Annotated in this window: 20 protein-coding genes; 14 read left to right on the plus strand and 6 right to left on the minus strand. The window is 73.2% G+C overall.

From position 1 onward, the window contains the following. Positions 1-62: 62 nt before the first annotated feature. The 3 genes from ACFYSC_RS27915 to ACFYSC_RS27925 all read left to right on the plus strand — a co-directional run bounded on the left by ACFYSC_RS27915 (position 63) and on the right by ACFYSC_RS27925 (position 2,774). Positions 63-506 carry a CBS domain-containing protein gene (locus tag ACFYSC_RS27915; RefSeq protein WP_389967628.1) on the plus strand — a complete coding sequence of 148 codons (444 nt, stop codon included), beginning with the start codon at positions 63-65 and terminating at the stop codon, positions 504-506. Beyond that, on the plus strand, positions 503-1,795 hold the full coding sequence (locus tag ACFYSC_RS27920) for an ArsB/NhaD family transporter (protein ID WP_389967630.1): 1,293 nt from the start codon (positions 503-505) through the stop codon (positions 1,793-1,795). The genes ACFYSC_RS27915 and ACFYSC_RS27920 overlap by 4 nt, the downstream gene beginning before the upstream one ends. A 64-nt stretch (positions 1,796-1,859) precedes the next feature. Further along, entirely contained in the window at positions 1,860-2,774 is a 915-nt protein-coding gene (locus ACFYSC_RS27925; protein WP_389967632.1) for an SDR family oxidoreductase, read from the plus strand. Between the two features lie 120 nt (positions 2,775-2,894). Here the strand turns inward: ACFYSC_RS27925 and ACFYSC_RS27930 are convergent, their stop codons facing one another. Continuing rightward, positions 2,895-3,869 (minus strand): helix-turn-helix transcriptional regulator, encoded by a 975-nt coding sequence (locus tag ACFYSC_RS27930; protein ID WP_389967634.1) that lies wholly within the window; start codon positions 3,867-3,869, stop codon positions 2,895-2,897. Positions 3,870-4,206: 337 nt separating this feature from the next. Between ACFYSC_RS27930 and ACFYSC_RS27935 the strand changes: the two genes are divergently transcribed. The 3 genes from ACFYSC_RS27935 (at position 4,207) to thyX (ending at position 8,472) form a co-directional block, all read left to right on the plus strand. Next, a complete protein-coding gene (locus ACFYSC_RS27935) occupies positions 4,207-6,342 on the plus strand; it encodes an anthranilate synthase component I (RefSeq protein WP_389967636.1) in 2,136 nt (711 codons plus the stop codon). A 179-nt stretch (positions 6,343-6,521) separates the two neighbouring features. Then, a complete protein-coding gene (locus ACFYSC_RS27940; RefSeq protein ID WP_389967638.1) occupies positions 6,522-7,703 on the plus strand; it encodes an AI-2E family transporter in 1,182 nt (393 codons plus the stop codon). 43 nt (positions 7,704-7,746) lie between these two features. Then, positions 7,747-8,472 (plus strand): FAD-dependent thymidylate synthase, encoded by a 726-nt coding sequence (gene thyX, locus ACFYSC_RS27945; RefSeq protein ID WP_389967640.1) that lies wholly within the window; start codon positions 7,747-7,749, stop codon positions 8,470-8,472. Positions 8,473-8,705: 233 nt separating this feature from the next. Here the strand turns inward: thyX and ACFYSC_RS27950 are convergent, their stop codons facing one another. Continuing rightward, complete coding sequence (locus ACFYSC_RS27950) at positions 8,706-9,311, minus strand: helix-turn-helix domain-containing protein (protein ID WP_389967642.1); 606 nt, start codon at positions 9,309-9,311, stop codon at positions 8,706-8,708. Positions 9,312-9,375: 64 nt separating this feature from the next. On the opposite strand from ACFYSC_RS27950, the gene ACFYSC_RS27955 reads away from it, so the two are divergent. After that, positions 9,376-10,761 carry an MFS transporter gene (locus ACFYSC_RS27955; RefSeq protein ID WP_389967644.1) on the plus strand — a complete coding sequence of 462 codons (1,386 nt, stop codon included), beginning with the start codon at positions 9,376-9,378 and terminating at the stop codon, positions 10,759-10,761. On the opposite strand, the gene ACFYSC_RS27960 is transcribed toward ACFYSC_RS27955, so the two are convergent. Next, positions 10,740-11,918, minus strand: a complete 1,179-nt coding sequence (locus ACFYSC_RS27960; RefSeq protein WP_389967646.1) for a globin domain-containing protein — start codon at positions 11,916-11,918, stop codon at positions 10,740-10,742. The genes ACFYSC_RS27955 and ACFYSC_RS27960 overlap by 22 nt on opposite strands. Before the next feature lie 528 nt (positions 11,919-12,446). On the opposite strand from ACFYSC_RS27960, the gene ACFYSC_RS27965 reads away from it, so the two are divergent. Together ACFYSC_RS27965 and ACFYSC_RS27970 are read left to right on the plus strand one after the other, a co-directional pair. Beyond that, entirely contained in the window at positions 12,447-13,250 is an 804-nt protein-coding gene (locus ACFYSC_RS27965) for a gamma-glutamyl-gamma-aminobutyrate hydrolase family protein (RefSeq protein WP_389967648.1), read from the plus strand. Then, positions 13,247-14,038, plus strand: a complete 792-nt coding sequence (locus ACFYSC_RS27970; protein ID WP_389967650.1) for an enoyl-CoA hydratase/isomerase family protein — start codon at positions 13,247-13,249, stop codon at positions 14,036-14,038. Before ACFYSC_RS27965 ends, ACFYSC_RS27970 begins: the two co-directional genes overlap by 4 nt. A 97-nt stretch (positions 14,039-14,135) precedes the next feature. Here ACFYSC_RS27970 and ACFYSC_RS27975 read toward each other — a convergent pair whose 3' ends face one another. The 3 genes from ACFYSC_RS27975 to ACFYSC_RS27985 all read right to left on the minus strand — a co-directional run bounded on the left by ACFYSC_RS27975 (position 14,136) and on the right by ACFYSC_RS27985 (position 16,725). Further along, positions 14,136-14,597 carry an SRPBCC family protein gene (locus ACFYSC_RS27975; protein WP_389967652.1) on the minus strand — a complete coding sequence of 154 codons (462 nt, stop codon included), beginning with the start codon at positions 14,595-14,597 and terminating at the stop codon, positions 14,136-14,138. A 110-nt stretch (positions 14,598-14,707) separates the two neighbouring features. Continuing rightward, complete coding sequence (locus tag ACFYSC_RS27980) at positions 14,708-15,889, minus strand: acyl-CoA dehydrogenase family protein (protein WP_389967654.1); 1,182 nt, start codon at positions 15,887-15,889, stop codon at positions 14,708-14,710. Positions 15,890-16,110: 221 nt separating this feature from the next. Next, positions 16,111-16,725 carry a class I SAM-dependent methyltransferase gene (locus ACFYSC_RS27985; RefSeq protein ID WP_389967656.1) on the minus strand — a complete coding sequence of 205 codons (615 nt, stop codon included), beginning with the start codon at positions 16,723-16,725 and terminating at the stop codon, positions 16,111-16,113. A gap of 197 nt (positions 16,726-16,922) precedes the next feature. Between ACFYSC_RS27985 and ACFYSC_RS27990 the strand changes: the two genes are divergently transcribed. The 5 genes from ACFYSC_RS27990 to ACFYSC_RS28010 all read left to right on the plus strand — a co-directional run bounded on the left by ACFYSC_RS27990 (position 16,923) and on the right by ACFYSC_RS28010 (position 23,065). Beyond that, positions 16,923-18,668: a sensor histidine kinase gene (locus ACFYSC_RS27990; protein WP_389967658.1), complete on the plus strand. Its 1,746-nt coding sequence runs from the start codon at positions 16,923-16,925 to the stop codon at positions 18,666-18,668. Continuing rightward, a complete protein-coding gene (locus tag ACFYSC_RS27995) occupies positions 18,665-19,366 on the plus strand; it encodes a response regulator transcription factor (RefSeq protein ID WP_362946383.1) in 702 nt (233 codons plus the stop codon). The genes ACFYSC_RS27990 and ACFYSC_RS27995 overlap by 4 nt, the downstream gene beginning before the upstream one ends. Before the next feature lie 66 nt (positions 19,367-19,432). After that, a complete protein-coding gene (locus tag ACFYSC_RS28000) occupies positions 19,433-19,852 on the plus strand; it encodes a hypothetical protein (protein ID WP_389967660.1) in 420 nt (139 codons plus the stop codon). Between the two features lie 111 nt (positions 19,853-19,963). Next, positions 19,964-20,560: a CDP-alcohol phosphatidyltransferase family protein gene (locus tag ACFYSC_RS28005; protein WP_362946388.1), complete on the plus strand. Its 597-nt coding sequence runs from the start codon at positions 19,964-19,966 to the stop codon at positions 20,558-20,560. A gap of 3 nt (positions 20,561-20,563) precedes the next feature. Then, entirely contained in the window at positions 20,564-23,065 is a 2,502-nt protein-coding gene (locus tag ACFYSC_RS28010) for a mannose-1-phosphate guanyltransferase (protein ID WP_362946391.1), read from the plus strand. Positions 23,066-23,246 lie beyond the last annotated feature (181 nt).

A 23,246-nucleotide genomic window follows, 5' to 3' on the forward strand; every position in this document is an offset into this window, starting at 1 on the left:
GGGTGAGCCGGGAAGTCTGGTCGGCAGTTCTGTCGTCGACCCCGAAAGTGCCGGTGCATCCGATGCGCGCCCGTGACCTCGTCAGCGAGTTCCCCACCATCCCCCTCGACGCCCCGGCGGCCGACGCCGCCCGGATCGTGGCCGACCGGCACCTGCTCGCGCTGATCGTCGTCGACGACGGCGGCTCACCCGTCGGCGTGCTGCCCGCCACCGCGGTGCTGCGACTGGCCGTACCGCGCTACTGCCTGGACGATCCCGCGCTGGCCCGGGTGGTGGACGAGGCGCACGCCGACGTGTTCCTGCGGTCGCTGGCCGAGCGCACCGTCCGCGACTGCATGCCGGACGACCCCCGGGAACTGCCGGTGACCGACCCCGACGCGACCGTGCTGGAGGTGGCCGCGCTCATGGCCCGCACCTCCAGCCCGCTGGTCGCGGTCATGGACGACGGGCGCCTGCTGGGAGCCGTCCTGCTGACCAGGCTGCTGGGCCGGGTGCTCTCGTCGTGACGGTCACCGCGTGGCTGGCGGTCGCGATCTTCCTCGGTGCGTACACGCTGATCGCCAGCGAGAAGGTCAACCGCGTCGCGGCGGCGCTCGGCGGGGCCGGCATCATGCTGATCATCCACGCCACCGACGGCCGGGCCGCGTTCTTCTCCGAGCACTCCGGCGTCGACTGGAACGTCATCTTCCTGCTGCTCGGCATGATGATCATCGTCGGGGTGCTCAAACAGACGGGCGTCTTCGAGTATCTGGCGATCTGGGCCGCCAAACGGGCCAGGGGCCGCCCCTTCCGGCTCATGGTGCTGCTCCTGGTGATCACGGCGGTCGCGTCGGCGCTGCTGGACAACGTCACCACGGTCCTGCTGATCGCCCCGGTGACGTTCCTGGTGTGCGAGCGGCTCGCGCTGCCGGTCGCGCCGTTCCTCATCGCCGAGGCCATGGCTTCCAACATCGGCGGCACCGCCACCCTGGTCGGCGACCCGCCCAACATCATCATCGCCAGCCGCGCCGGGCTGACCTTCAACGACTTCCTCGTCCACCTGGCGCCGCTGGTGGTGGTGCTGATGGTCGTGTTCATCGGCCTGTGCCGCCTGCTGTTCCGCAAGGCGTTCGTCTACGACCCCGAGCGCGCCGCCGAGATCATGCAGCTGAACGAGCGCGAGGCCATCGCCGACCGCCGCCTGCTGTGGCAGAGCCTCACGGTGCTCGCCCTGGTACTGGCCGCCTTCGTCCTGCACCCCGTGCTGCACTACGAGCCGTCGGTGGTGGCGATCCTCGGCGCCGGTGTCCTGGTGGCGGTCACCAGGGTCACCACCGAGGAGGCGATCCGCGAGGTCGAGTGGCCCACCCTGGTTTTCTTCGCCGGGCTCTTCGTCATGGTCGGCGCGCTGGTCGAGACCGGCGTCATCAAGCAGGTCTCCCAGGCCGCCGTCGAGGCCACCCAGGGCCGCCTGGGGGTGGCCGCCATCGGCCTGCTGTGGATCTCCGCGGTCATCTCGGCGATCGTGGACAACATCCCCTACGTGGCGACCATGAGCCCGATCGTCGCCGAGCTGGTGAACGCCAACGGCGGCAACGGCCCGGCGGAGGTGCTGTGGTGGGCGCTGGCCCTCGGCGCCGACCTGGGCGGCAACGCCACCGCGGTCGGCGCGGCGGCCAACGTGGTCGTCCTGGGCATCGCCGCGCGCAACCGGACGCCGATCAGCTTCTGGCAGTTCACCAAGTACGGCCTCGTCGTCACCTTCGCCACCATCCTGGTCGCCACGCCGTACCTGTGGTTCCGCTATCTGGTGTGACACGGTGAAGACCGCCGGGAAAACATGACATCAGGTGTCCTCTTTCGGCGGCAGCATCGTCCCCATGCACAACACGCTGAAGGAGAAGGTCGCCCTGGTCGCCGGGGCGACGAGGGGGACGGGACGGGCCATCGCGGTGGCGCTCGGCGAGGCGGGCGCCACGGTCTACTGCACCGGCCGGACCACCCGCGGGGAACGATCCGAGATGGGCCGCCCCGAGACCATCGAGGAGACCGCCGAGCTGGTGACCCGCGCCGGTGGCCGGGGCGTCGCCCAGCGCGTCGACCACCTGGAGAGCGACCAGGTGCGCGCGCTGGCCGAGCGGATCGACCGCGAGCACGGCCGCCTCGACATCCTCGTCAACGACATCTGGGGCGGCGACATGTTCGCCAAGTGGGACGTGCCGGTGTGGGAGCACCCGCTGGACGACGGGCTGCGCCTGATGCGCCTGGCGATCGACACCCACCTCATCACCAGCCACCACCTCCTGCCACTCATGATCAGGAACCCCGGTGGCCTGCTCGTCGAGGTGACCGACGGCACCGCCGAGTACAACGCCGTCAACTACCGCCTCTCCGTCTTCTACGACCTGGCCAAGACCTCACTCAACCGCCTGGCGTTCTCCATGGACCACGAACTGCGCCCGCACGGCTGCTCCGCCGTCACGCTGACGCCCGGCTGGATCCGCTCGGAGGCGATGCTGGAGCACTACGGCGTCACCGAGGACAACTGGCTCGACGCCACCGCCCGGGACCCGCACTTCGCGATCACCGAGTCGCCGGCCTTCGCGGGCCGGGCCGTCGCCGCGCTGGCCGCCGCCGACGACCGCGCCCGCTGGTCGGGGCGGACCGTCTCCAGCTTCCAGCTCGCCCAGGAGTACGGGGTCACCGACGTCGACGGCAGCGTGCCCGATGCCTGGCGCTACATCGAGGAGGTGCAGAGCAAGGGCAAGCCCGCCGACGTCACCGGCTACCGCTGATCCGGGGGGACGGGGGCGGGGCCGCGTGCCGGGCGGCACGCGGCCCCCCGGCGCCTCCGGGCCCGCACCCCCCGTCCTCGGCCCGGTACGGTCGCGTCCCCGGGCCCGCATCGCCCGCCCTCAGCCCGGTACGGTCGCGTCCCCGGGCCCGCCGTACAGGGCGTTCATCCGCGCGGCGGCCCCGGCCAGGAGCGCGCGCAGCTCCGGCGGATCGAGGACCTCGGCCTCGGGCCCGAACCGCAGGAGCTGGCCGTAGGCGACCTCCACCGACTCGACGGGCAGCGACACCGTGACCCACCCCTGCCCGTCGGGTCCGGTGGCCGACGCCAGCGCCTCGTCCAGGGCCGCCGGGTCGGCGAAGATCTGCAGCCGCCGGTGACCGAGGGCGCTGAGCCGTACGGTGACCCGCGTCCGCAGCAGCGAGCGGGCGAACTCCGCGGCGCGCTCCTCCCAGAACGCCGCCAGGTCGAAGCCGCGGTCGCGCTCGAAACGCCGGTCGGTGTGCGCCTCGACCCCCGAGAAGCGGTCCACCCGGTAGATCACCGACCGCGTCGCCAGATACCAGACCCCGGCCTTGAGCACCAGCCCGTACGGCTCCAGCGTCCGGTGCTCGCCCCGGTAGAGGCCGGTGACGGGGTGATCGCCCCACACCGCCCTGGCCAGCGGGGCCAGCGCCTCCGGCGGTGGGCTGTTCCCGGCGAACCAGCCGGGGGCGTCCAGGTGGAAGCGCTGCGAGGCGCTCGCGGGGGCGTCGCGCGCGCCGGGCGACAGCGCGGCCGCCGCCTTCAGCCGCGCCGAGGCCGCCACCTCGCCGAGCCCCATGTCCCGCAGCGCCCGCGGCACCCCGGACAGGAACAGGGCCTCCGCCTCGGCCCGGTCCAGACCCGTCAGGCGGGTGCGGTAGCCCTCCAGCAGGCGGTAGCCGCCGCCCCGGCCGCGGTCGGCGTAGACCGGCACCCCGGCCTCGGCCAGGGCGAGCACGTCACGGTGGACGGTCCGCTCGGAGACCTCCAGCTCGCGGGCGAGCTCCGCGGCGGTCATCCCGCCGCGCGCCTGGAGCAGCAACAGCAACGACATCAGCCTGGCCGCACGCACCCGCCGACCCTAACCCGCCCGCCGTCCGGCCTCACCGTCCGGCCCGCGCCCGCCGTCCGGCCCCGCCCCGCGGGCCCGGCCCCGTCACGCCCCGCGCGCCCGCCGTACGGCCCGCCCGTCGCACGGACCGGGCCCGGCCCGCGGCACGTTGCATGATCACGGTTCCCGCCGGTATTCTTTCGGCATGCGAGACCTCGACACCCTCCAGTGGTGGCGCCGCTGCTAGGCGGCGCGTGTTTCGCATTCGCGAAGTGGACAGACGGCCGCCCGGGAAGGCGGCCTTTTCTGTTTCCGCCTCCTTCCGGGCATCGAGCGACCAAAAGGGACGAGGCTGCAAGTGGAGACCAGCGGATATACCACTGCCGGTGGCATCGGCGTCGAGGTCACGACGTCCGACGTGCCGGAGACCATGCTGGAGGACGTCGTCACCGCCCTCGGCGAGCGCCGCGGCGGCGTGCTCTCCTCGGGCATGGAGTATCCCGGCCGCTACAGCCGGTGGCACCTGGCCTACGCGGACCCCTGCCTGGAGATCGTCGCCCGCGGGCGCAGGATCTCCGCCCGCGCCCTGAACGGCCGCGGCCGGGTCGTGCTCCCCGCGGTCGCCTCGTGCATGCTCGCCGCCGGCAAGCCCACCGGTGAGCCGACCGCCGACCACGTCGAGGTCCACGTCGCCGAGTCCGAGGACATCCTCCCCGAGGAGATGCGCAGCCGCCGCCCCACCGTCTTCACCGCGATCCGCGAGATCATCGCCGCCTTCCAGGGCGACGACGAGCACCTGGGCCTGTACGGCTCCTTCGGCTACGACCTGGCCTTCCAGTTCGAGCCGATCCGGCAGGTCCTCACCCGGGCCGACGACCAGCGCGACCTCGTGCTGCACCTGCCCGACCGGATCATGGTGGTCGACCGCAAGCGGGAGACCAGCAGGGAGTACCTCTACGAGTTCACCGTGGACGGCGTCTCCACCCGCGGCCTGCCCCGCGAGGGGGAGAGCGTCCCGCTGCCCCCCGCCCCCTCCGAGGTCCCCGCCGCCCCCGTCAGGGGCGCCTACGCCGAGGTCGTCGCCGCCGCCAAGGAGAAGTTCGTCCGCGGCGACCTGTTCGAGGTCGTCCCCGGCCAGGTCTTCCACGGCGTGTGCACCGACCCGGCCGGCTTCTACCGCACCCTGCGCAGGCGCAACCCGGCGCCGTACGAGTTCCTGTTCAACCTCGGCGACGGCGAGCACCTGGTCGGCGCCTCCCCGGAGATGTACGTCCGCGTCAGCGGCGACCGCGTCGAGACGTGCCCCATCTCCGGCACCATCGCCCGCGGCGGCGACCCCATCGAGGACGCCGAGGCCATCCGCACCCTCCTGAGCAGCGTCAAGGAGGAGTCGGAGCTGACCATGTGCACCGACGTCGACCGCAACGACAAGTCCCGCGTCTGCGTGCCGGGCAGCGTCCAGGTCATCGGCCGGCGCCAGATCGAGATGTACTCCCGCGTGATCCACACCGTCGACCACATCGAGGGCCGCCTGCGCCCGGGGTTCGACGCCCTGGACGCCTTCCTCACCCACATGTGGGCCGTCACCGTCACCGGCGCCCCCAAGACCTGGGCGATGCAGTTCATCGAGGACCACGAGGCGACCACCCGGCGCTGGTACGGCGGAGCCGTCGGCTACATCGGCTTCGACGGCTCGATGAACACCGGCCTGACCCTGCGCACCGCGCAGATCCGCGGCGGCGTCGCCACCGTCCGGGCGGGCGCCACCCTGCTGTTCGACTCCGACCCCGAGGCCGAGGAGCGCGAGACCGAGCTCAAGGCCAGCGCGCTGCTCGAAGCCCTGACCGCGGTCGGCGAGGAGCACGAGCAGGCGCCGGCCCCGCGGGCCCCCAGGACGGGAGAGGGCATGAAGGTGCTGCTCGTGGACCACGAGGATTCCTTCGTCAACACCCTCGCCGACTACTTCCGGCAGCAGGGCGCCGAGGTCGTCACGCTGCGCCACGGTTTCCCCGTCGCCATGATCGACGAGATCGGCCCGTCCCTCGTGGTGCTCTCGCCCGGCCCCGGCTGGCCCGTCGACTTCGGCCTGTCGTCGCTCATCGACGCCCTCTACGAGCGCGACCTGCCGGTGTTCGGCGTCTGCCTCGGCCTGCAGGGCATGGTCGAGCAGGCCGGCGGCACGCTGGAACTGCTGGCCGACCCCGAGCACGGCAAGCGCGGCCAGGTCAGCAGGACCGGCGAGAGCGCCCTCCTCGACGGCCTGCCCGAGGAGTTCGTCGCCGCCCGCTACCATTCGCTGCACGCCAAGCGGTCCGGCCTGGTGGGCTTCACCGCCACCGCCTTCACCCCCGACGGCGCGGTGATGGCGATCGAGGACCCCGAGCGGCGGCGCTTCGCCGTGCAGTTCCACCCCGAGTCGATCCTCACCGCCGAGGGCGGCGCCGGAGCGAAGATCATCGCCAATGTCCTCCGGCTCTGCCGCACCCCCGCGTAGTTCACGCTGAAGGACTCCGTCGCCCGATTCCCCGGAGGTCACGCCGGATCGGGCGACGGAGTCGTGAAGGCCGGGGATCCGGCTTGTGCCGCGTGACGGCGCCTCACCCGCGTCGGCCCGGGTCCGCGCCGGGTTCCCCCGCCGACGCGGGCCCGGCCGGATATGTCTAGGGTGTTCTCGTGGCCGCCCCGCTGAACGCCGAGAAGACCCGCACCGCGCTGCGCACGTCGGCACGCATCTCCCTGGAGACGCTGCTCGTCGTGCTGATGACCGCGGTGGCCCTGTGGATCCTGGGCCAGATGTGGTCCATCGTCTGGCCGCTCGTCATCGCGCTGCTCCTGACCACCCTGACCTGGCCCGTGACCCGCTTCCTGCGCCGGCGCGGCTGGCACCCCACCCTGGCCGCCTCGGTCGTGACCCTGCTCTTCCTCCTGGTCGCCGCAGGCACCGTGGTGCTCATCGTCGTCCCGGTGGCCTCCCAGTCCGGCGAGCTGGTCACCGGCGTGGGCGACGGCATCCAGCGCCTGCGCGACTGGGCCTCCGGGCCACCGCTGAACTTCGGCGACAGCCAGGTCAGCGACGTGTTCAACACCGCGGTCACCCGCGTCCAGTCCAGCGTCGGCAGCATCGTCACCGCCACTCTCAGCGGAGTGGGCACCGTGCTGAACGGCCTGGTCACCACCGTTCTTGCGCTCTTCCTGATGTTCTTCTTCCTCAAGGACGGCCCGCGCTTCCTGCCGTGGCTGACCCGCCAGCTCCCCGGCCGTCTCGCCACGGACGTGCCGGCCGTGGCGACGCGCGGCTGGGACACCCTCGGCTCGTTCGTCCTCTCCCAGGCGTTCGTCGGCCTGCTCGACGCCGTCTTCATCGGTATCGGCCTGTGGATCGTGGGCGTGCCGCTGGTCCTTCCCCTGGCCGTCCTGACCTTCGTCGCGGCTTTCGTCCCCATCGTCGGAGCCCTGTTCGCCGGTTTCGTCGCGGTCCTCATCGCGCTGGTGTCCAACGGCCTGACGGACGCGCTGATCGTGCTCGCCATCATCGTCGCCGTGCAGCAGCTCGAGGGGAACGTCTTCCAGCCCATGGTGCAGAGCCGTGGCCTGGGCCTGCACGCGGCGGTGATCCTGCTGGCGGTGACGCTGGGCGGCAGCCTGGCGGGCATCGTGGGCAGCCTGCTGGCCGTACCGGTCACCGCCCTGATCGCCGTGGTGTGGAACTACCTGCGCGAGCAGCTCAGCGATCCGCTCCCCGCGCCCCCCGAGCCGGAGACCCCTAAGCCGGAGACCCCCGGGCCGGAGACCCCCGGGCCGGACACCGGGGGCGCCCAGCGCGGGCGGCGGGGGCTCCTGGGGAGGCGGCGCTAGGCTTGCCTGTGCCCGCCAACCGCCACCGGAAGGTCTACCGCCCATGGACGACAGTCAGCCGCGTTTCCTCGACGACGTCACCGTCGAGTTGGTCAAGCACAGCGCCTCGGACACCGACGTGCTCTGGGCCGCGCGGGTGTCGACCGCGGGGGAGCAGTCCCTGGAGGAGATCAGCAAGGACCCGGAGCGGTCCAGGGGGCTGATCAACTACCTGATGCGCGACCGGCACGGGAGCCCGTTCGAGCACAACTCCATGACCTTCTTCGTCCGGGCGCCCATCTTCGTCTTCCGCGAGTTCCACCGCCACAGGGTGGGATGGTCCTACAACGAGGAAAGTGGGAGATATAGGGAGCTTTTGCCCGATTTCTACGTTCCGGGCAGGGATCGCCGGCTCGTTCAGGAGGGCCGTCCGGGCAAGTACGTGTTCGTCGAGGGGACCGACGAGCAGCACAAGCTGGTGACCGAGGCGATGGAGGCCTCCTACCGGCAGTCCTACGCCGCCTACCAGGAGATGCTGGAGGCCGGTGTCGCCCGCGAGGTGGCGCGGGCCGTGCTGCCGGTGGGCCTGTTCTCCTCGATGTACGCCACCTGCAACGCCCGGTCCCTGATGCACTTCCTGTCGCTGCGCACCAAGAGCGAGCAGGCCAGGGTGCCCTCGTTCCCGCAGCGGGAGATCGAGATGGTGGCCGAGAAGATGGAGGCCGCCTGGGCGTCCCTGATGCCCCTCACGCACGCCGCGTTCGTGGCCAACGGCCGCGTCGCCCCCTGACCGGCGTCCTCCGGTGCGCGGCCCGCTGAGCGGTGTGCCCCCTCGGCCGGCCCGTCGCCTTCGGCGCGTCTCCCGGGGGAGGCGCGCCGTTCGCCTTCTCTCGCCCCCGGCCGCCGACGGGGGCCCCGTCCACCCGGAGGCCGGAGCCTTCCCGGTCCCGGGCGTCCCGGGTGGATCGCCCCGGGCGAGGTGCGAGGGTCGAAGGACGGACCCGGCCCCGGGAGGCCGGGAGCTCACTCCGGGCGGTCCGCCTCGCCGGCGTCCGGCTCGCTGACGCCGAAGGGGAAGGCGTCGAAGTTGACGGCGACATAGGCGGTGTCCGGGGTGTCGGCGGGACGATCCCGGGCCCGCCTCCGGTAGGCGTCCAGGACGGCGGAGACCTCGCCGACGAGGTCGGCCAGCTCCTGCAGGGTGAGGCGCATCCTCCCGCTGGAGGCGACGGAGGCCTCGGTCCACGGCCGGGGGGTGGTCCGCGACTCCTCCAGCCAGCGGGTGAGATCGGCCTCGCGCTGGCGGACCACCTGGGCGAGCACCATCTCGGCGGCCTGGGCCGTGTCGGGGTCGCGCCGGAAGCGGTCGCCGTCCATGGAGAAGCTGCCCGCGCGCCACCAGCGTTCCTTGCCCCGGCCGCGTCCCGGGACGTCCTCGATGAAGCCGTACTTTTCGAGCTGCCGCAGGTGGTAACTCGTCGCGCCGGTGTTCTCCCCGGTCAGGGCGGCGAGCTGGGTCGCGGTCGCCTCGCCGTGTTGCTCCAGCAGCTCCAGCAGGCGCAGCCGGGAGGGATGCGCCAGCCCTTTGAGCGCGGCGGCGTCGATGGAACGGGTCTTGTCATCCGTCATGTGCAGCCATATCTTTGCAAAGAATCGTTTGCAAACTTCTCTTTCCACGATACCGGGAGCGCGCATGGCCGGACGACCCTTCCACTGGCTGATGACCGCCTCCGGCCTGTCGAACGTCGCCGACGGGATCACCGTCGTCGGCGTCTCGCTGATCGCGGTGACCCTGACCCGCTCGCCGGTCCTCGTCTCCCTGGTCAGCGCGGCGGCCACACTGCCGTGGCTGCTGCTCGCGCTGCACGCGGGCGCCCTGGCCGACCGGCACGACCGCCGCCGGATCATGGTCGCCGCCAACGCGCTGCGGGCCGCCGCGCTGGCCGGGGCGGCGCTGGCCGCCTGGCTGGAACTGCTGAGCCTGCCGGTGCTGCTGGCCGGGGCGCTGCTGGCCGGCGTCGCGGAGGTCCTCGCCGACACCTCCGCGCAGTCGGTGCTGCCGATGGCCGTGCCGCGCGAACGGCTGGGCGAGGCCAACGGCCGGCTCATCGCCGTGCAGACCGTCGGCAACAACTTCCTCGGCGCCCCGGTCGCCGGGATCCTGGCCGGGATCGGTGCGGCGGTCACGCTCGGGACGCCCGCGCTGCTGTACGCGGCGGCGGCCCTGACACTGCTCGGCATGCGCGGGCGGTTCCGCGTCGAGACCCCCTCCACCCGGCCGCTGCGCGCCGACATCGCCGAGGGCCTCCGCTACCTGTGGGGCCACCGGGTGCTGCGGAGCCTGGCTCTTTTCTCGGGTGTGCTCAACTTCGCCAACACCGCCTACTTCGCGGTGTTCGTGCTGTGGGTGGTCGGAGAGGAGTCCCGGGTGGGGCTGACCTCCGCCGGGTACGGCGTGCTCACCGCGGCGCTGGCGGCGGGCGCGGTGGCGGGCTCCCTGCTGGCCGACCGGCTGACGCGCCGGGCCGGTCAGGTCAGGACCCTGCTGGCCGCCGACCTGGTCGGCGGGATCCTGCTGTTCATGCCGGTCCTGGTGCCCACCGTGCCCGGTATAGCCGTCACCGCGGTGCTGCTCGGCGTGACGAGCGCCGTCGTCAACGTCGTCATCGTCTCACTGCGGCAGCGGATCGTCCCCGAGGCGATGCTCGGCCGGGTCAACGCCACCGCCCGCCTGATCGGAATGGGGGCCACGCCGCTGGGCGCCGCGGCGGGCGGGTTCCTCGCCGACCGGGCGGGACTGCCCGCGGTGTTCTGCGCCGCGGCGGCGCTGTGCGTCGTCTCCGTCGCCGCGGTCTCCCGCTCCGTCACGACCGCCTCGGTCGCCGCGGCCGAGGCGGCCGCCCGTACGGAGGAGGAGGCGCGTACGGAGGAGGAGGCGCGTACGGAGGAGGAGGCGCGTACGGAGGAGGAGGCCCGGACGGATGGGATCGGGGCGGACGAAGTCCTCGCGGGGGATCACGCCCGGACGGGAGGGACGGCCCGGCCGGCGGAGACGGCTCAGGCGGGGGAGACGGCCTGAACGGGGGAGACGGCCTGGGCGGAGGAGACGGCTTCGGACCGGACGACGTCCCAACGGATGTCGGTCAGGGGGACACCCCCGCGTCGCAGCCTGCGGACCGCGTCGCCGACCATGGCGGGCGGGCCGCAGACGTAGACCTCGTGGCCGGCCCAGGAGGGGAAGCGGTCCAGCACCTCGGTCACGGTGCCCCGGACCCCGTCGTAGCCCGGCTCGTCGGAGACGACCGGCAGCACCCGCAGCCATGGGAACTCCGACTCCATCCGCACCAGGTCGGGCAGGTCGTACAGCTCCGCCGAGTGGCGCGCGCCGTACAGGAGATGGATGCCGGGCCGCCGCCCGGAGGCGATGACGTGCTCGGCGATCGCCTTCAGCGGGGCGAGCCCGGTGCCTCCCGCGACGCACAGGATGTCGCGGCCGGAGTCCGGCGGGGCCATCGAACCGGACGCGGGGCCGAGCATGAGGGTGTCGCCGACACGGGTGTGCCGGACCAGCGCGCCGGAGACCCAGCCGCCCCGCACCGCGCGGACGTGCAGCCGGATGGCGCCGTCCGGCCGCGGGGCGTTGGCGATGGAGAACGGCCGCCACACGCGCGGCCAGCGGGGGGTCTGCACGCTGACGTGCTGCCCCGGCAGGTACGGCAGGGGCTGGGCGGGCCTCAGGGTGAGGACGGCGATGTCCGGGGTGCGCAGTTCGTGGCCGGTGACCTCGGCCGGCCACCAGGCGGGGGAGACGCCCGCGTCGGCCTCGGCGGCCCCGGTCATGACGCTCGCGGCGAGGTCGTACGCGGCCTCCCACGCCCGCCCGACCTCGGGGGTCCAGACCTCGGCGGCGAAGTGCCGCACGGTGGCCAGCAGCGCGTCGCGGACCGCGGCGTAGTGCTCGGTGAGCACGCCGTACTTGCGGTGGTCGCGGCCCAGGCGGGCGAGGAACGGCGCCATGCCGTCGGGGCTGTCGACGCTCCAGGCGATGCGGGTCAGCGCGCCGAACAGGCGGTCGCGCTGGACGTCCATCGCCGGGGGGAACATTCCCCGCAGATGCGGATTGGCGGCGAACAGCCGCCCGTAGAAGTATGCCGCCGCCCGGTCCGCGACGGGCTCGATGACGGCGAAGCTTTCCTTGACGAGACGCGGATTCAACGACATGTGATCGACCCTCACCCCACCGACCGGATCAAAGTCCGATCACGCAGACCACCTCCATGACGGCTCCGGGTGACGAGCGCCCGGTGGCCCCGGCCCGCCGGCTCGCTCAAATTGAAGTCTTGCAGTTTCCGATAGGCGTCACAACCGTTTCTCCGGAATATGGTGTGAAATCTGGTCTTCCGTAATTGAGAGGTCGTCTCGGGTCACAACCTCTCTGCAATCGGACGCACTTAAAATGAGGGATATTCGTGATATTTCGTATTTGATAGTGCGTCCGCTCGCCCGGCCGGTTCGTGAGCCGGTTTCGGGGAATCTCCAGAAGATGGATCGTTCCATCGTCCCCGGACGCGGCCGGCGGGTGGAGCGCTCCATTCCCCCGGGGAGCGCTCCGCCGGGGGCGGGGTTTCCCGTGCGGCCCCGTTGAGATCTGATATGTGTGACATAACCGAAATGGCGCGCAGCATGATAGGGATGTTGCCGAAAGACGGGACAGGCGCCGTCCGGGAACAGGGCGCCGCCTCCCGCACGGCCACTGGAGAGCCCATGCCCCGACCTCTGATCGGCATCACCTCCTACCTCGAGGCCGCCCGCTGGGGCGACTGGGTCCGCGAGGCCGTCCTGTCCCCGGCCGCCTACACCCGGGCTGTGGAGCGGGCGGGCGGCGTCCCGGTGCTGCTCCCGCCGCTCGCCCCGGCCGTGGCCGCCGAGCACGCGCGCCACCTCTCCGGGGTGCTCCTCACCGGCGGCGGCGAGATCGACCCCACCCTGTACGGCGCGGCCCGCGACAAGCGGCTCGGCGAGCCCCAGCACCACCGCGACCGCTTCGAGCTGGCCCTGGCCCGCGCCGCCGTCCAGGCCGGCCTGCCGCTGCTGGGCGTCGCCCGGGGCATGCACGTGCTGAACGTCGCCCAGGGCGGCAGTCTGATCCCGTGGCTCCCCGACGCGGTCGACAGCCACGAGCTCCACACAGGGGGCGGGCACGTCGTCCAGGTCAGCGCGTCGAGCAGGCTGGGCGAGGCGGTGGGAGACCGCGTCGAGACGACCGCGCCGCACCGGCAGGCGATCCGGCGGATCGGCGCCGGCCTGACCCCCGTGGCCTGGGCCGACGACCAGATCGTCGAGGGTGTCGAGCTGCGGGACCACCCCTTCGGCGTCGGGGTCCAGTGGCACCCCGAGCGCGACGACGGCGACCGGCTCGTCGCGGCGCTGGTCGAGGCCGCCGCGCGGTTCGGGACCGGAACCCGGCCCGGAACCGGAGGCGGGGCCGAGACCGGAACCCGAGCCCGTCCCGGGGCGAGGGACCTGCCGGACGCCGCCGCCACGCGGCCCGAGGAGGCCCGGCGATGAAGGGGTACGAGGGCTACGAGAAGCTGAGGATCGACTGGGCCGCCGACGGGGTGCTCCGGGTGACGATCAGCGAGCCGCGCAGGCTCAACGCCGTGGACACCGCCGGCCACCGCGAGCTGGCCGGCGTCTGGCTCGACGCCGACCGCGACGACGCCGTGCGCGCGGTGCTCGTCCGGGGCGAGGGCGAGGCGTTCTCGGCCGGCGGCGACCTGGCGATGATCGAGGAGATGACCCGCGACCACGCCACGCGCATGCGGGTCTTCACCGAGGCCCGCGACATCGTCTACAACGTGATCAACTGTTCCAAGCCGGTCGTCTCGGCCGTCCAGGGCCCGGCCGTGGGCGCGGGCCTGGCGGTCGCGCTGCTGGCCGACGTCTCCGTGGCGGGCCGTACGGCGCGCGTCATCGACGGCCACACCCGCCTCGGCGTGGCCGCCGGCGACCACGCCGCCATCGTCTGGCCGCTGCTGTGCGGGCTGGCCAAGGCCAAGTACCACCTGCTGCTGTGCGAGCCGGTCACCGGGGAGCAGGCCGAGGCGATGGGCCTGGTCAGCCTGTGCGTGGACGACGACCAGGTGCACGAGCGGGCACTGGAGGTCGCCGTACGGCTGGCCGCGGGCTCGGCCGAGGCGATCCGGCTGACCAAGTACGCGCTCAACAACTGGCTGCGCCTGGCCGGTCCCTCCTTCGACGCCTCCCTGGCCATGGAGTTCCTCGGCTTCACCGGTCCGGACGTGGCCGAGGGGGTGCGGGCCGTACGGGAGCGTCGCCCGCCGAGGTTCACCTGAGGGCCCGCACGGGCACCCCGGGAAGAGATCCCTCAAAGGAGAGCCCGGCGGGCCCGGAGAGCCGTCCCGCGGGCCGCCGAGGGCCGCCCCGCCGGGGTCAGCCGACAGGTTCGGCGTCCGCCGAGGGAAGACTCCCGGCGTGCCGCTCGCCCAGGGCCGCCAGACCGGGCGCGAAGATGTACCGGGCCACGGTCCGGGTCACCTTGGCCTCGTCCGCCCCGGCGTCCGTCTCGAAGACCGCCGACCACTCCACGAACGCCCGGCCGGTGTCGGTGACGGGGCTGACCCGGTAGACCGCCCGGTACTCCCGGACCGGCAGCGGGCTCTCCAGGATCTCGTAGGCCGCCGAGCGGGAGTCGTCGTCGAGGGTGAGCAGCCGCTCCCGGAAGAGCCCGCCCGCACCCTCGATCCGGCGCACCGTGCCCGGACCGCCCTCGCCCTCCTCGAACACGCAGGAGGAGATCCCGGGCAGCCACTCGGCGAGGTTCCCGAAGTCCCTCAGGTAGCTCCACACCTCGTCCGCGGAGGCGTCGATCACGGTGCTGGCGTAGGCGGGCATCGGCTGCTTCCCCTCGTCGTCCGGTCCGGCGCTCTCCGCCGTCGTCGGGGCCCGGCGCCGGCCGCCGGGTCCGAGGGGAGTCTGCCCCCGGCGGCGGCCCCGCAACCGGGTCAGAAGCTCCTGGGCAGCCCCAGCACCCGCGTGGCCAGATGGTTGAGCAGCATCTCCTCGGCGACCGGGGCGACCTTGCCGACGCGGGCGTCGGCCAGCAGCCGCGCCACCGGGTACTCCAGCGAGTAGGCCATGCCGCCCAGCGTCTGGAACGCCCGGTCGGCGGCATTCCACGCGGCCCGCGAGGCGGCCAGCTTGGCGATGCCGGCCTCGGTCCCGCACGGCAGCCCGGCGTCGAACAGCCACGCGGCCTTGTGGACCATCAGCCTGGCCAGCTCGATCTCCGCCCTGACCTCGGCCAGGGGGAAGGCGACGGCCTGGTTGGCGCCGATCGGCCGGCCGAAGACCTCCCGCTCCCCGGCGTAGCGCACGGCCACCGACAGGGCGACCTCGGCGGCGCCCAGCCCGCCGGCGGCGAGCAGGATCCGCTCGGGGTTGAGGACGTCCCACAGCACCCGCGACCCCTGGTCCACCTCGCCCACCACGTTCTCCGCCGGCACCCGCAGGCCGTCGAGGAAGACCGTGTTGGAGGGGGTGGTGTTGGCGCCCATCTTCGGGATCGGCCGGTAGGACAGCGATCCGGCGGCGACCGCCTCGGGCACGTTCACCAGCAGGACCGTCAGGCCGTGGCTGCGCGGCTCCGCCTCGGCGGCCGGGACGGTCCGGGTGACCAGCAGCATCCAGGTCGCGCGCTGCACGCCGGTGATCCAGATCTTCCGGCCGTCGACCACGAACCCGTCGCCGTCGCGCCGGGCGGAGGTGGAGATGCCCAGGGAGTCGGATCCGGCGTCGGGCTCGGTGAGGGCGAAGCAGGTCTCCACCTCGCCGGTGGCCAGTTTCGGCAGCAGCTCCTCGCGCTGCCGGGGGCTGCCGTGCCGGGCCAGGGTGAGGGCGCCGAACCCGGGGGTGAGGACGTAGGTGAACGCCGAGCCGCCGGCCGCGCCGGACGCCGACAGGGCCTCGGTGGCCACGGCCAGCTCCAGCAGGCCCTGGCCGCCCCCGCCGTACTCCTCCGGTACGGCCAGGCCGAGCCAGCCGCCCCGGGCCAGGTCGTCCCAGACCTCCTGCGGCCAGCGTTTCTCGGCCTCGCAGCGCTGCCAGTAATCGAGGTCGTAGCGGGCGCAGACATCGGAGACGCCGCGCCGGACGGCGAGTGCGCTCTCGGGAAGGGTGAAGTCCACGGGCGATCAACTCCATTCCGGTCGCGCGATCTTAGAACGAGGTTCTGTTCCCGATCCAGTGCCCCGCGCCCGACGTCCGCGCCCGCCCGTCTCCCCGGAGCCCGCGCCCGCCGTCCGTCCCCGTCCGGGCCTCCCCGGCTCCGGGTCCGTCTCCGGCGTGCCGCTCCGCCCCTTTCCGGAGTCTCCGCCCCTTTCCGGAGCCTCCGCGCCGCCGTACGGGCTCAGCCGGGACGGCCCGCCCCGTCGGCGGGGCGCGGCCGGCGCGCGTGGTAGACGAAGGCCGGCGGCAGGTTGCCCCACACGGTACGGCCCGCCACGAGCTCCTCGAAGGAGGCCGCCAGGAGCCGCCGGAAGCGCCGGGCGGGCGGCAGGTGACGGACGAAGCCGTAGGCGAAGGTGGTGAAGGCCGCGTCGGGCCCCGCGGCCGAGCGGACCGCCTCCAGCAGCCGCACCTGGACTCCGTCGGGGAACGCCGCCCACGGCAGGCCGCTCACCACCACGTCGGCGCCGGCCAGCCCGCGCTCCCGCAGCAGGCAGGGCAGCCGCGCCGCGTCGGCGGCGACGACGTCCACCTCGGGGTGCCGGTCGGCGAGGAGCCCGGCCATCCGGGGGTTGATCTCCACGGCCAGGTGGTGCCCCCGGCCGCCCAGCCGCCGCTGGATCTCCGCGGTGAACACGCCCGTGCCCGCACCGAGCTCCACCACCACCGGGTCGCCCCGGCGGGGGATCGGCGCGGTCACCGCCTCGGCGAGCCGGCGGGAGCTGGGGGCCACCGCCCCGACGGTCGCCGGGGAGCGCATCCACTGCCTGAGAAAGAGTGCGGCGTCACTGCTCATGCTGTGCACCATAGGCGGTGTGAGGTCCGAAACCACCCCAACGGCTGGCCGGATCCCGCGGCCACTTGGAGGAGGCGACCGCCCTTCCGGAGGAGGGCTTCTCCCTCGTCAAAGCCTATACCGTGCATGTATGCGACTCCGTGACATGCCGTATGAGATCCCGTGACCCGTCTGCGGCCCCGAAGCCCGGCGGCCCGGTGACCGGCACGGGACGGCGCGGCTGGGCCGTGGACGTCTGCCTGGCCGTCGCCGCGGTCGCCCTGGACCGGTTCGTCTCCGGCGGCGCCTACCTCGGCGGCACCGTCCCGGCACTGATCACCTGGGGGTTCGCCCTACTGGCCGGGGCGCCCATGGGGTTCGTCCGGCGGTTCCCCCTGACGGTCTGCGCCTTCCTGGCGGTCTTCCTCGTCGTGTGCGACCAGCTCGGCGCCTACACCGCCAACACCGCGCAGATCCTGCTGACCGTCGCGGCGGGCGTGGCCGCCCACCGCGGCGGCCGGCGCCGCGCCGCGGCCGCCGCGGTCCTGACGGGGGTCGCCACCGCGGTCAACGTGGCCGACCCCGGGGTCGTTCTCACCGCCGCCGCCTGGTCCGCCCCCGCCGTGGCGGGCATCCTCCCCGTGGCGATCGGCCGCTACCTCCGTCACCCCATCGAGCCGATGACCGGGGTGGAGCGCCGTCCCGGCCTCGACCTGCTGCTCGCGGGCGGCGGGGTGGCCTTCATGGTGCTCGGCACCTGGACCAGATGGCACGACGGGCCGCTGCCGGTGTGGGGGGCCGGCTGGTTCGTCATCTGCTGCGGTCTCACCGCCGGGATGGTGCGCACCCTGCCCGGTACGGCCTTCGCCGTGCAGGCGCTGCTGATGCTGCTGGCCGACCGCGCCGCCGACTTCGCCGTCGGCCCCGTCCAGAGCCTGTTCCTCGTCACACTGGGCGTGTTCGCGATGCGGACCTCCTGGTCGTGGACGGGCGTCGCGTACGTGACCGCCTCCGTCGTCACGGCGGTGAACATCGTGGGCGACGAGCTGTCCCGGGTCACCCCGACCCGGGTGGCCGCGCTGCTGGTGATGGTGGCCGCGCCGGCCGCCATCGGCCGCTACCTCGGCATCCGCCGGGCCACCGTCGAGCTGCGGCTGGCGATGGCCGAGGAGGCCAGGCTGCTCACCGCCGAACGGGCCCGGGCCGACCTGCTGGCCGAGCGCGAGCGCATCGCCCGCGACGTCCACGACATCGTGGCCCATCACGTCGGGGCCATGGTGCTGCGGGCCGGAGCCGCCGGGTACGCCGCCCCGACGGGCCCGGTGGCCGAGGCGCTGGCCGACATCCGCGCCACCGGCCACCAGGTGCTGGAGGACCTGCGCGGCCTGCTCAACGTGGTGCGCGACCCCGGCCTCGTCCACCCGCCGCTGCTCGACCCCGAGGACGTCGTGCGCGAGGCCGTGGAGCGGATGAACGCGGCCGGGCTGCGGGCCGAGCTGCGCCTTGACCCCGAGGTGACGCGGCTGCCCCTGGTGAGCCGGGCCTCGGCGGCCCGGATCGTCCAGGAAGGGCTGACCAACGTCCTCAAGCACGCCGGCCCCGGCACCGCCGTCGCCGTCGAGCTCGCCGTGACCGGCGAGGGGCTCGCGGTGAACGTGGCCAACGACGCGCCCCCGCGCTCCTCCGCGCGTCCGGGAGCACCGCGGGCCCGGGAGAGCCCGGAGACCGGGACGCGGGGGCTCCGTGAGGACCTGCCCGGGGCGGGACAGGGCGTCGCGGGGATGCGCGAGCGGGCCAGGGCGCTGGGCGGCCGGATGTCCGCCGGCCCCGACGGTGCGGGAGGATGGCGCCTGGCGGTGACGCTCCCCGCCGACCCCGCGAACCCGGCCGGCGTGACGGGACGGAGCGGATGGACGAACAGGGTGTGCCACGAGGACAGGGCGGTCCCGGAGGAGGCGACGTGATCAGGGTGGTCGTCGCCGACGACCAGGCGCTCGTGCGCGCCGGCGTGCGGATGCTGCTGGAGGCGGCCGGTGACATGGAGGTCTGCGGGGAGGCGGTGGACGGCGCGCAGGCCGTACGGCTGGCCGAGGGGCTGCGCCCCGACGTGACGCTGATGGACCTGCGCATGCCCCGGATGGACGGCCTGGAGGCCACCCGGCGCGTCCTCGCGGCCTGGCCCGCGGCCCGGATCGTGATCCTCACCACGTTCGCCGAGGACGAGAACGTCTACGCCGCGCTGCGCGCCGGGGCGATCGGCTTCCTGGTCAAGGACGACGAGCCCGGCCGGATGGTCGACGCGGTGCGCCGGGCGGCCACCGGCGAGCCGCTGCTCGCCCCCTCGGTGCTGCGCCGCGTCGTGGAGCGGGCGCTGGCCGCCGAGGAACAGGCCGCCGCGCACGTCCCGGCCGGCCTGACCGACCGGGAGCTGGAGGTGCTGGCGCTGGTCGGGACGGGCCTGTCCAACGCCGAGATCGCCGACGCGCTGCACGTGGGCGTCACCACGGTGAAGAGCCACGTCTCCACCGCCATGGACAAGCTGGGCGTGCGCAACCGCACCCAGGCCGCGGTGGTCGCGCACCGGATGGGGCTGGTCGACGCCGGTTTCCGGCCGGTCGGGCATCCGCCCAGGGGCGGAGCGGCGCATCCTCCCCGGGGGTGACGACGCCGCGGCCCCTCCGCCGTCACGATGTGTCCTGAATCGTTCACCCGAGGAAGGACATCCCTCATGCAGGAGGTCATCGCCCGGCCGGCCACGGCGGACGGCCGTCCCGTCCCCGCCGGCCTGCTGTACGGTCTGCGCGTCCTGGTCACCGCCCAGGCGGCCGGTCTGATCGTCGCGGCCTCGTTCGCCGGCCAGGCCGTACGCGGCGGGGAGGAACTGGCCGAGACGCACGTCATGGCCGGGATGGTGGTGCACCTGATCGCGCTGCTGCAGGTCGTCGCCGCCGTGCTGGTCTGGCGGCCCGGCCGGGGCGCCGGCTGGCCCGTCCTCGCCAGCCTGGCCCTGCTGCTGATCGGCCTGGGCCAGCACTTCAGCTGGGAGATGCTCGGCACGCACGTGCCCAGCGGGCTGGCGCTGTTCGGCCTGACCGTGGCCGTGCTGATCTGGGCCTGGTCGTCCCGCGCGGCGGTGCGCCGCTCCTGACCCGCCCCCTGCCGGGGGGCAGGCCGCGAACCGTATCCCCAACGGGGATACGGTTCGCGCATGCCCCGCACAGGTAGGGTCGGCATCAAGTACGGGAGGGGAGACATACCGGTGAATCCGGAAGCATCGGATACCGAGGACCGCGTCTGGACGGTCCCCAACGCGCTCAGCCTGGCCAGGCTCCTGGGGGTGCCGGTCTTTCTGTGGCTGGTGCTGGGGCCCAAGGCCGACGGCTGGGCCGTCGGACTGCTGATGCTGGCCGGCTTCTCCGACTGGCTGGACGGCAAGATCGCCCGGGCGTGGAACCAGACCAGCAGGCTCGGCCGCCTGCTGGACCCGCTGGCCGACCGCCTCTACATCCTGGCGACCCTGCTCGGCCTGGCCATGCGCGGCATCATCCCCTGGTGGCTGGCGCTGGCGATCCCGCTGCGCGACGTCATGATGCTGGGCATCCCGCCCATCCTGCGCCGCCTCGGGTACGGCCCGGCGCTGCCGGTGCACTTCCTCGGCAAGGCCGCCACCGCCAACCTGCTCTACGCCTTCCCCCTGCTGTTCCTGGCCCACCACGACACCTGGTACGCCGATCCGGCCCGGATCGTCGGCTGGTCGCTGGCCATCTGGGGCACGGGCCTGTACTGGTGGTCCGGAGTGCTGTATTGGGTACAGGTGCGGCAGCTCGTCAAAGGAGCCAAACGCCTTAAGAGGTGATTCGTGAAGGCCGTCGTGATGGCGGGCGGGGAGGGGACACGGCTCCGGCCGATGACCGCCAACCAGCCCAAGCCCCTGCTCCCTGTGATCAACCGGCCGATCATGGAACACGTGCTGCGGCTGCTGCGGCGGCACGGGTTCACCGAGACCGTCGTCACCGTGCAGTTCCTGGCCGTCCTGGTGCGCAACTACTTCGGCGACGGCGACGAGCTCGGCATGAGCCTGCACTACGCCACCGAGGAGATGCCCCTCGGGACCGCCGGCAGCGTCAAGAACGCCGCCGACAAGCTCCGCGACGAGCCGTTCCTCGTGATCTCCGGCGACGCCCTCACCGACATCGACCTGACCGACATGGTGCGCTTCCACCGCGAGAACGGTGCGATGGTCACCATCGGCCTCAAACGGGTGCCCAACCCCCTGGAGTTCGGCATCGTCATCGTCGACGAGCACGGCCGGGTCGAGCGCTTCCTGGAGAAGCCCACCTGGGGCCAGGTCTTCTCCGACACCGTCAACACCGGCGTCTACGTGATGGAGCCGGAGATCCTCGACGAGATCGCCTCCGGCGTGCCGGTCGACTGGTCGGCGGACGTCTTCCCGCGGCTGCTGGCCCGCGGCGCCCCGCTGTACGGCTACGTCGCCGACGGCTACTGGGAGGACGTCGGCACCCACGAGAGCTACCTCAAGGCCCAGGCCGACGCCCTGTCGGGCCGAGTCAAGCTCGACATCGACGCCTTCGAGGTCTCGCCCGGCGTCTGGGTGGCCGAGGGGGCGTCCGTGGACCCCGACGCCGTGCTCAAGGGCCCCCTGTTCGTCGGCGACTACGCCAAGGTCGAGGCCGGGGCCGAGCTGCGGGAGTACACCGTGCTGGGCAGCAACGCGGTGGTCCGCGAGGGCGCCTTCCTGCACCGGGCGGTGGTCTGCGACAACGTCTACGTCGGGCCCGGCGTTCACATGCGCGGCTGCGTCGTCGGCAAGAACACCGACCTGATGACCGGCGTCCGGATCGAGGAGGGCGCCGTCGTCGGCGACGAGTGCATCATCGAGGCCGGCTCCTACGTCTCCTCCGGAGTCAAGGTCTACCCCTTCAAGACCATCGAGGCCGGTGCGGTGGTCAACACCAGCGTCATCTGGGAGCCGCGCGGCCAGCGCAACCTCTTCGGCCCGCGCGGGGTCTCCGGGCTGGTCAACGTCGAGATCACCCCCGAGCTGTGCGTACGGCTGGCCAGCGCCTACGCCACCACGCTCAGCAAGGGCGCCTCCGTCGTCACCTCCCGCGACTCCTCCCGCGCGGCGAGGGCGCTGAAGCGGGCGGTGATCAGCGCGCTGAACGCCAGCGCCATCAACGTGCTGGACCTGGAGGCCACCCCGCTGCCGGTGTCGCGCTTCCACACCGCCCGGGAGAACGCGGTCGGCGGCATCGCGCTGCGCACCACCCCCGGCGACCCGCAGAGCGTGGACATCGTCTTCATGGACGAGCACGGCGCCGACCTGTCGCAGGCGGCCCAGCGCAAGCTCGACCGGGTCTTCGCCCGCCAGGAGTTCCGGCGGGCCTTCCCCGGCGAGATCGCCGAGCTGCGCTTCCCGCCCCGGGCGGTCGAGGACTACACCCACGAACTGCTGCGGCACGTGGACATGCGGGGGGTCCGCGACGCCGACATGAAGATCGTCGTGGACTGTGCGGGCGGCACCTCCGCCCTGGTGCTGCCGAGTCTCCTCGGCCGGGTCGGGGTGGAGGTGCTGACCGTCAACAACCGGCTGGACGAGGCCTCGCCCACCGAGACCCTCGCCGAGCGCCGCCGCGACCTGCAGCGGCTGTCGGAGCTCGTCAGCTCGTCCCGGGCGGCCTTCGGGGTGCGGTTCGACCCGGTGGGGGAGCGGATCGCCCTGGTGGACGAGCTGGGCCACCTGATCAGCGAGGAGCGCGCCCTGCTGGTGGTTCTGGACCTGGTGGCCGCCGAGAGGTGTGCCGGCCGGGTGGCGCTGCCGGTCACCACCACCCGGGTGGCCGAGCAGGTCTGTCGTTTCCACGGCGTGCAGGTCGAGTGGACCGCCACCGCGGTCGACGCGCTCACCGGAGCCGTCCGGAAGCAGGAGATGATCTTCGCGGCGGACGGGCGGGGCGGCTTCGTCGTGCCCGAGTTCGGGCCCACCGTGGACGGCCTGGCCGCGTTCCTGCGCCTGCTCGGCCTGGTCGCCAGGACCCGCCTGTCGCTCAGCCAGATCGACGCCAGGATCCCGGAGGCCAAGCTGCTGCGCCGTACGGTGCCGACGCCGTGGGCCGCCAAGGGGGTGGTGATGCGCTCGGTCATCGAGGCCGCTCAGCACCACCGCATCGACACCACCGACGGGGTGCGGGTCGTCACCGACGACGGGGCCTGGGCACTGGTGCTGCCCGACCCGGCCGAGGCCGTGACCCACCTGTGGGCCGAGGGCCACGACGTCGACACGGCCCAGGGCCTGCTCGAACACTGGGCAAGAGTCGTAGAGGACGCCACCGGCCTCTGACCGCGAGGGCGCCGGTGGCCTGGACCCGCTCGGGGGCGTCGATGGTCGGGACCCGCTCGGGGGCGCCGGTGTCTGGACTGAGGAGCGGAGGAGCGGAGCGACGGAGTGACGAGGGAAGACACCGGATCAAGAGCCCGCGAGCCGCGACGCGCAGCGTCGCCATGAGCCTGCTCGGGGGCGC

The sequence above is a fragment of the Streptosporangium sp. NPDC004379 genome (assembly GCF_042873875.1).
Classification (GTDB): Bacteria; Actinomycetota; Actinomycetes; order Streptosporangiales; family Streptosporangiaceae; genus Streptosporangium.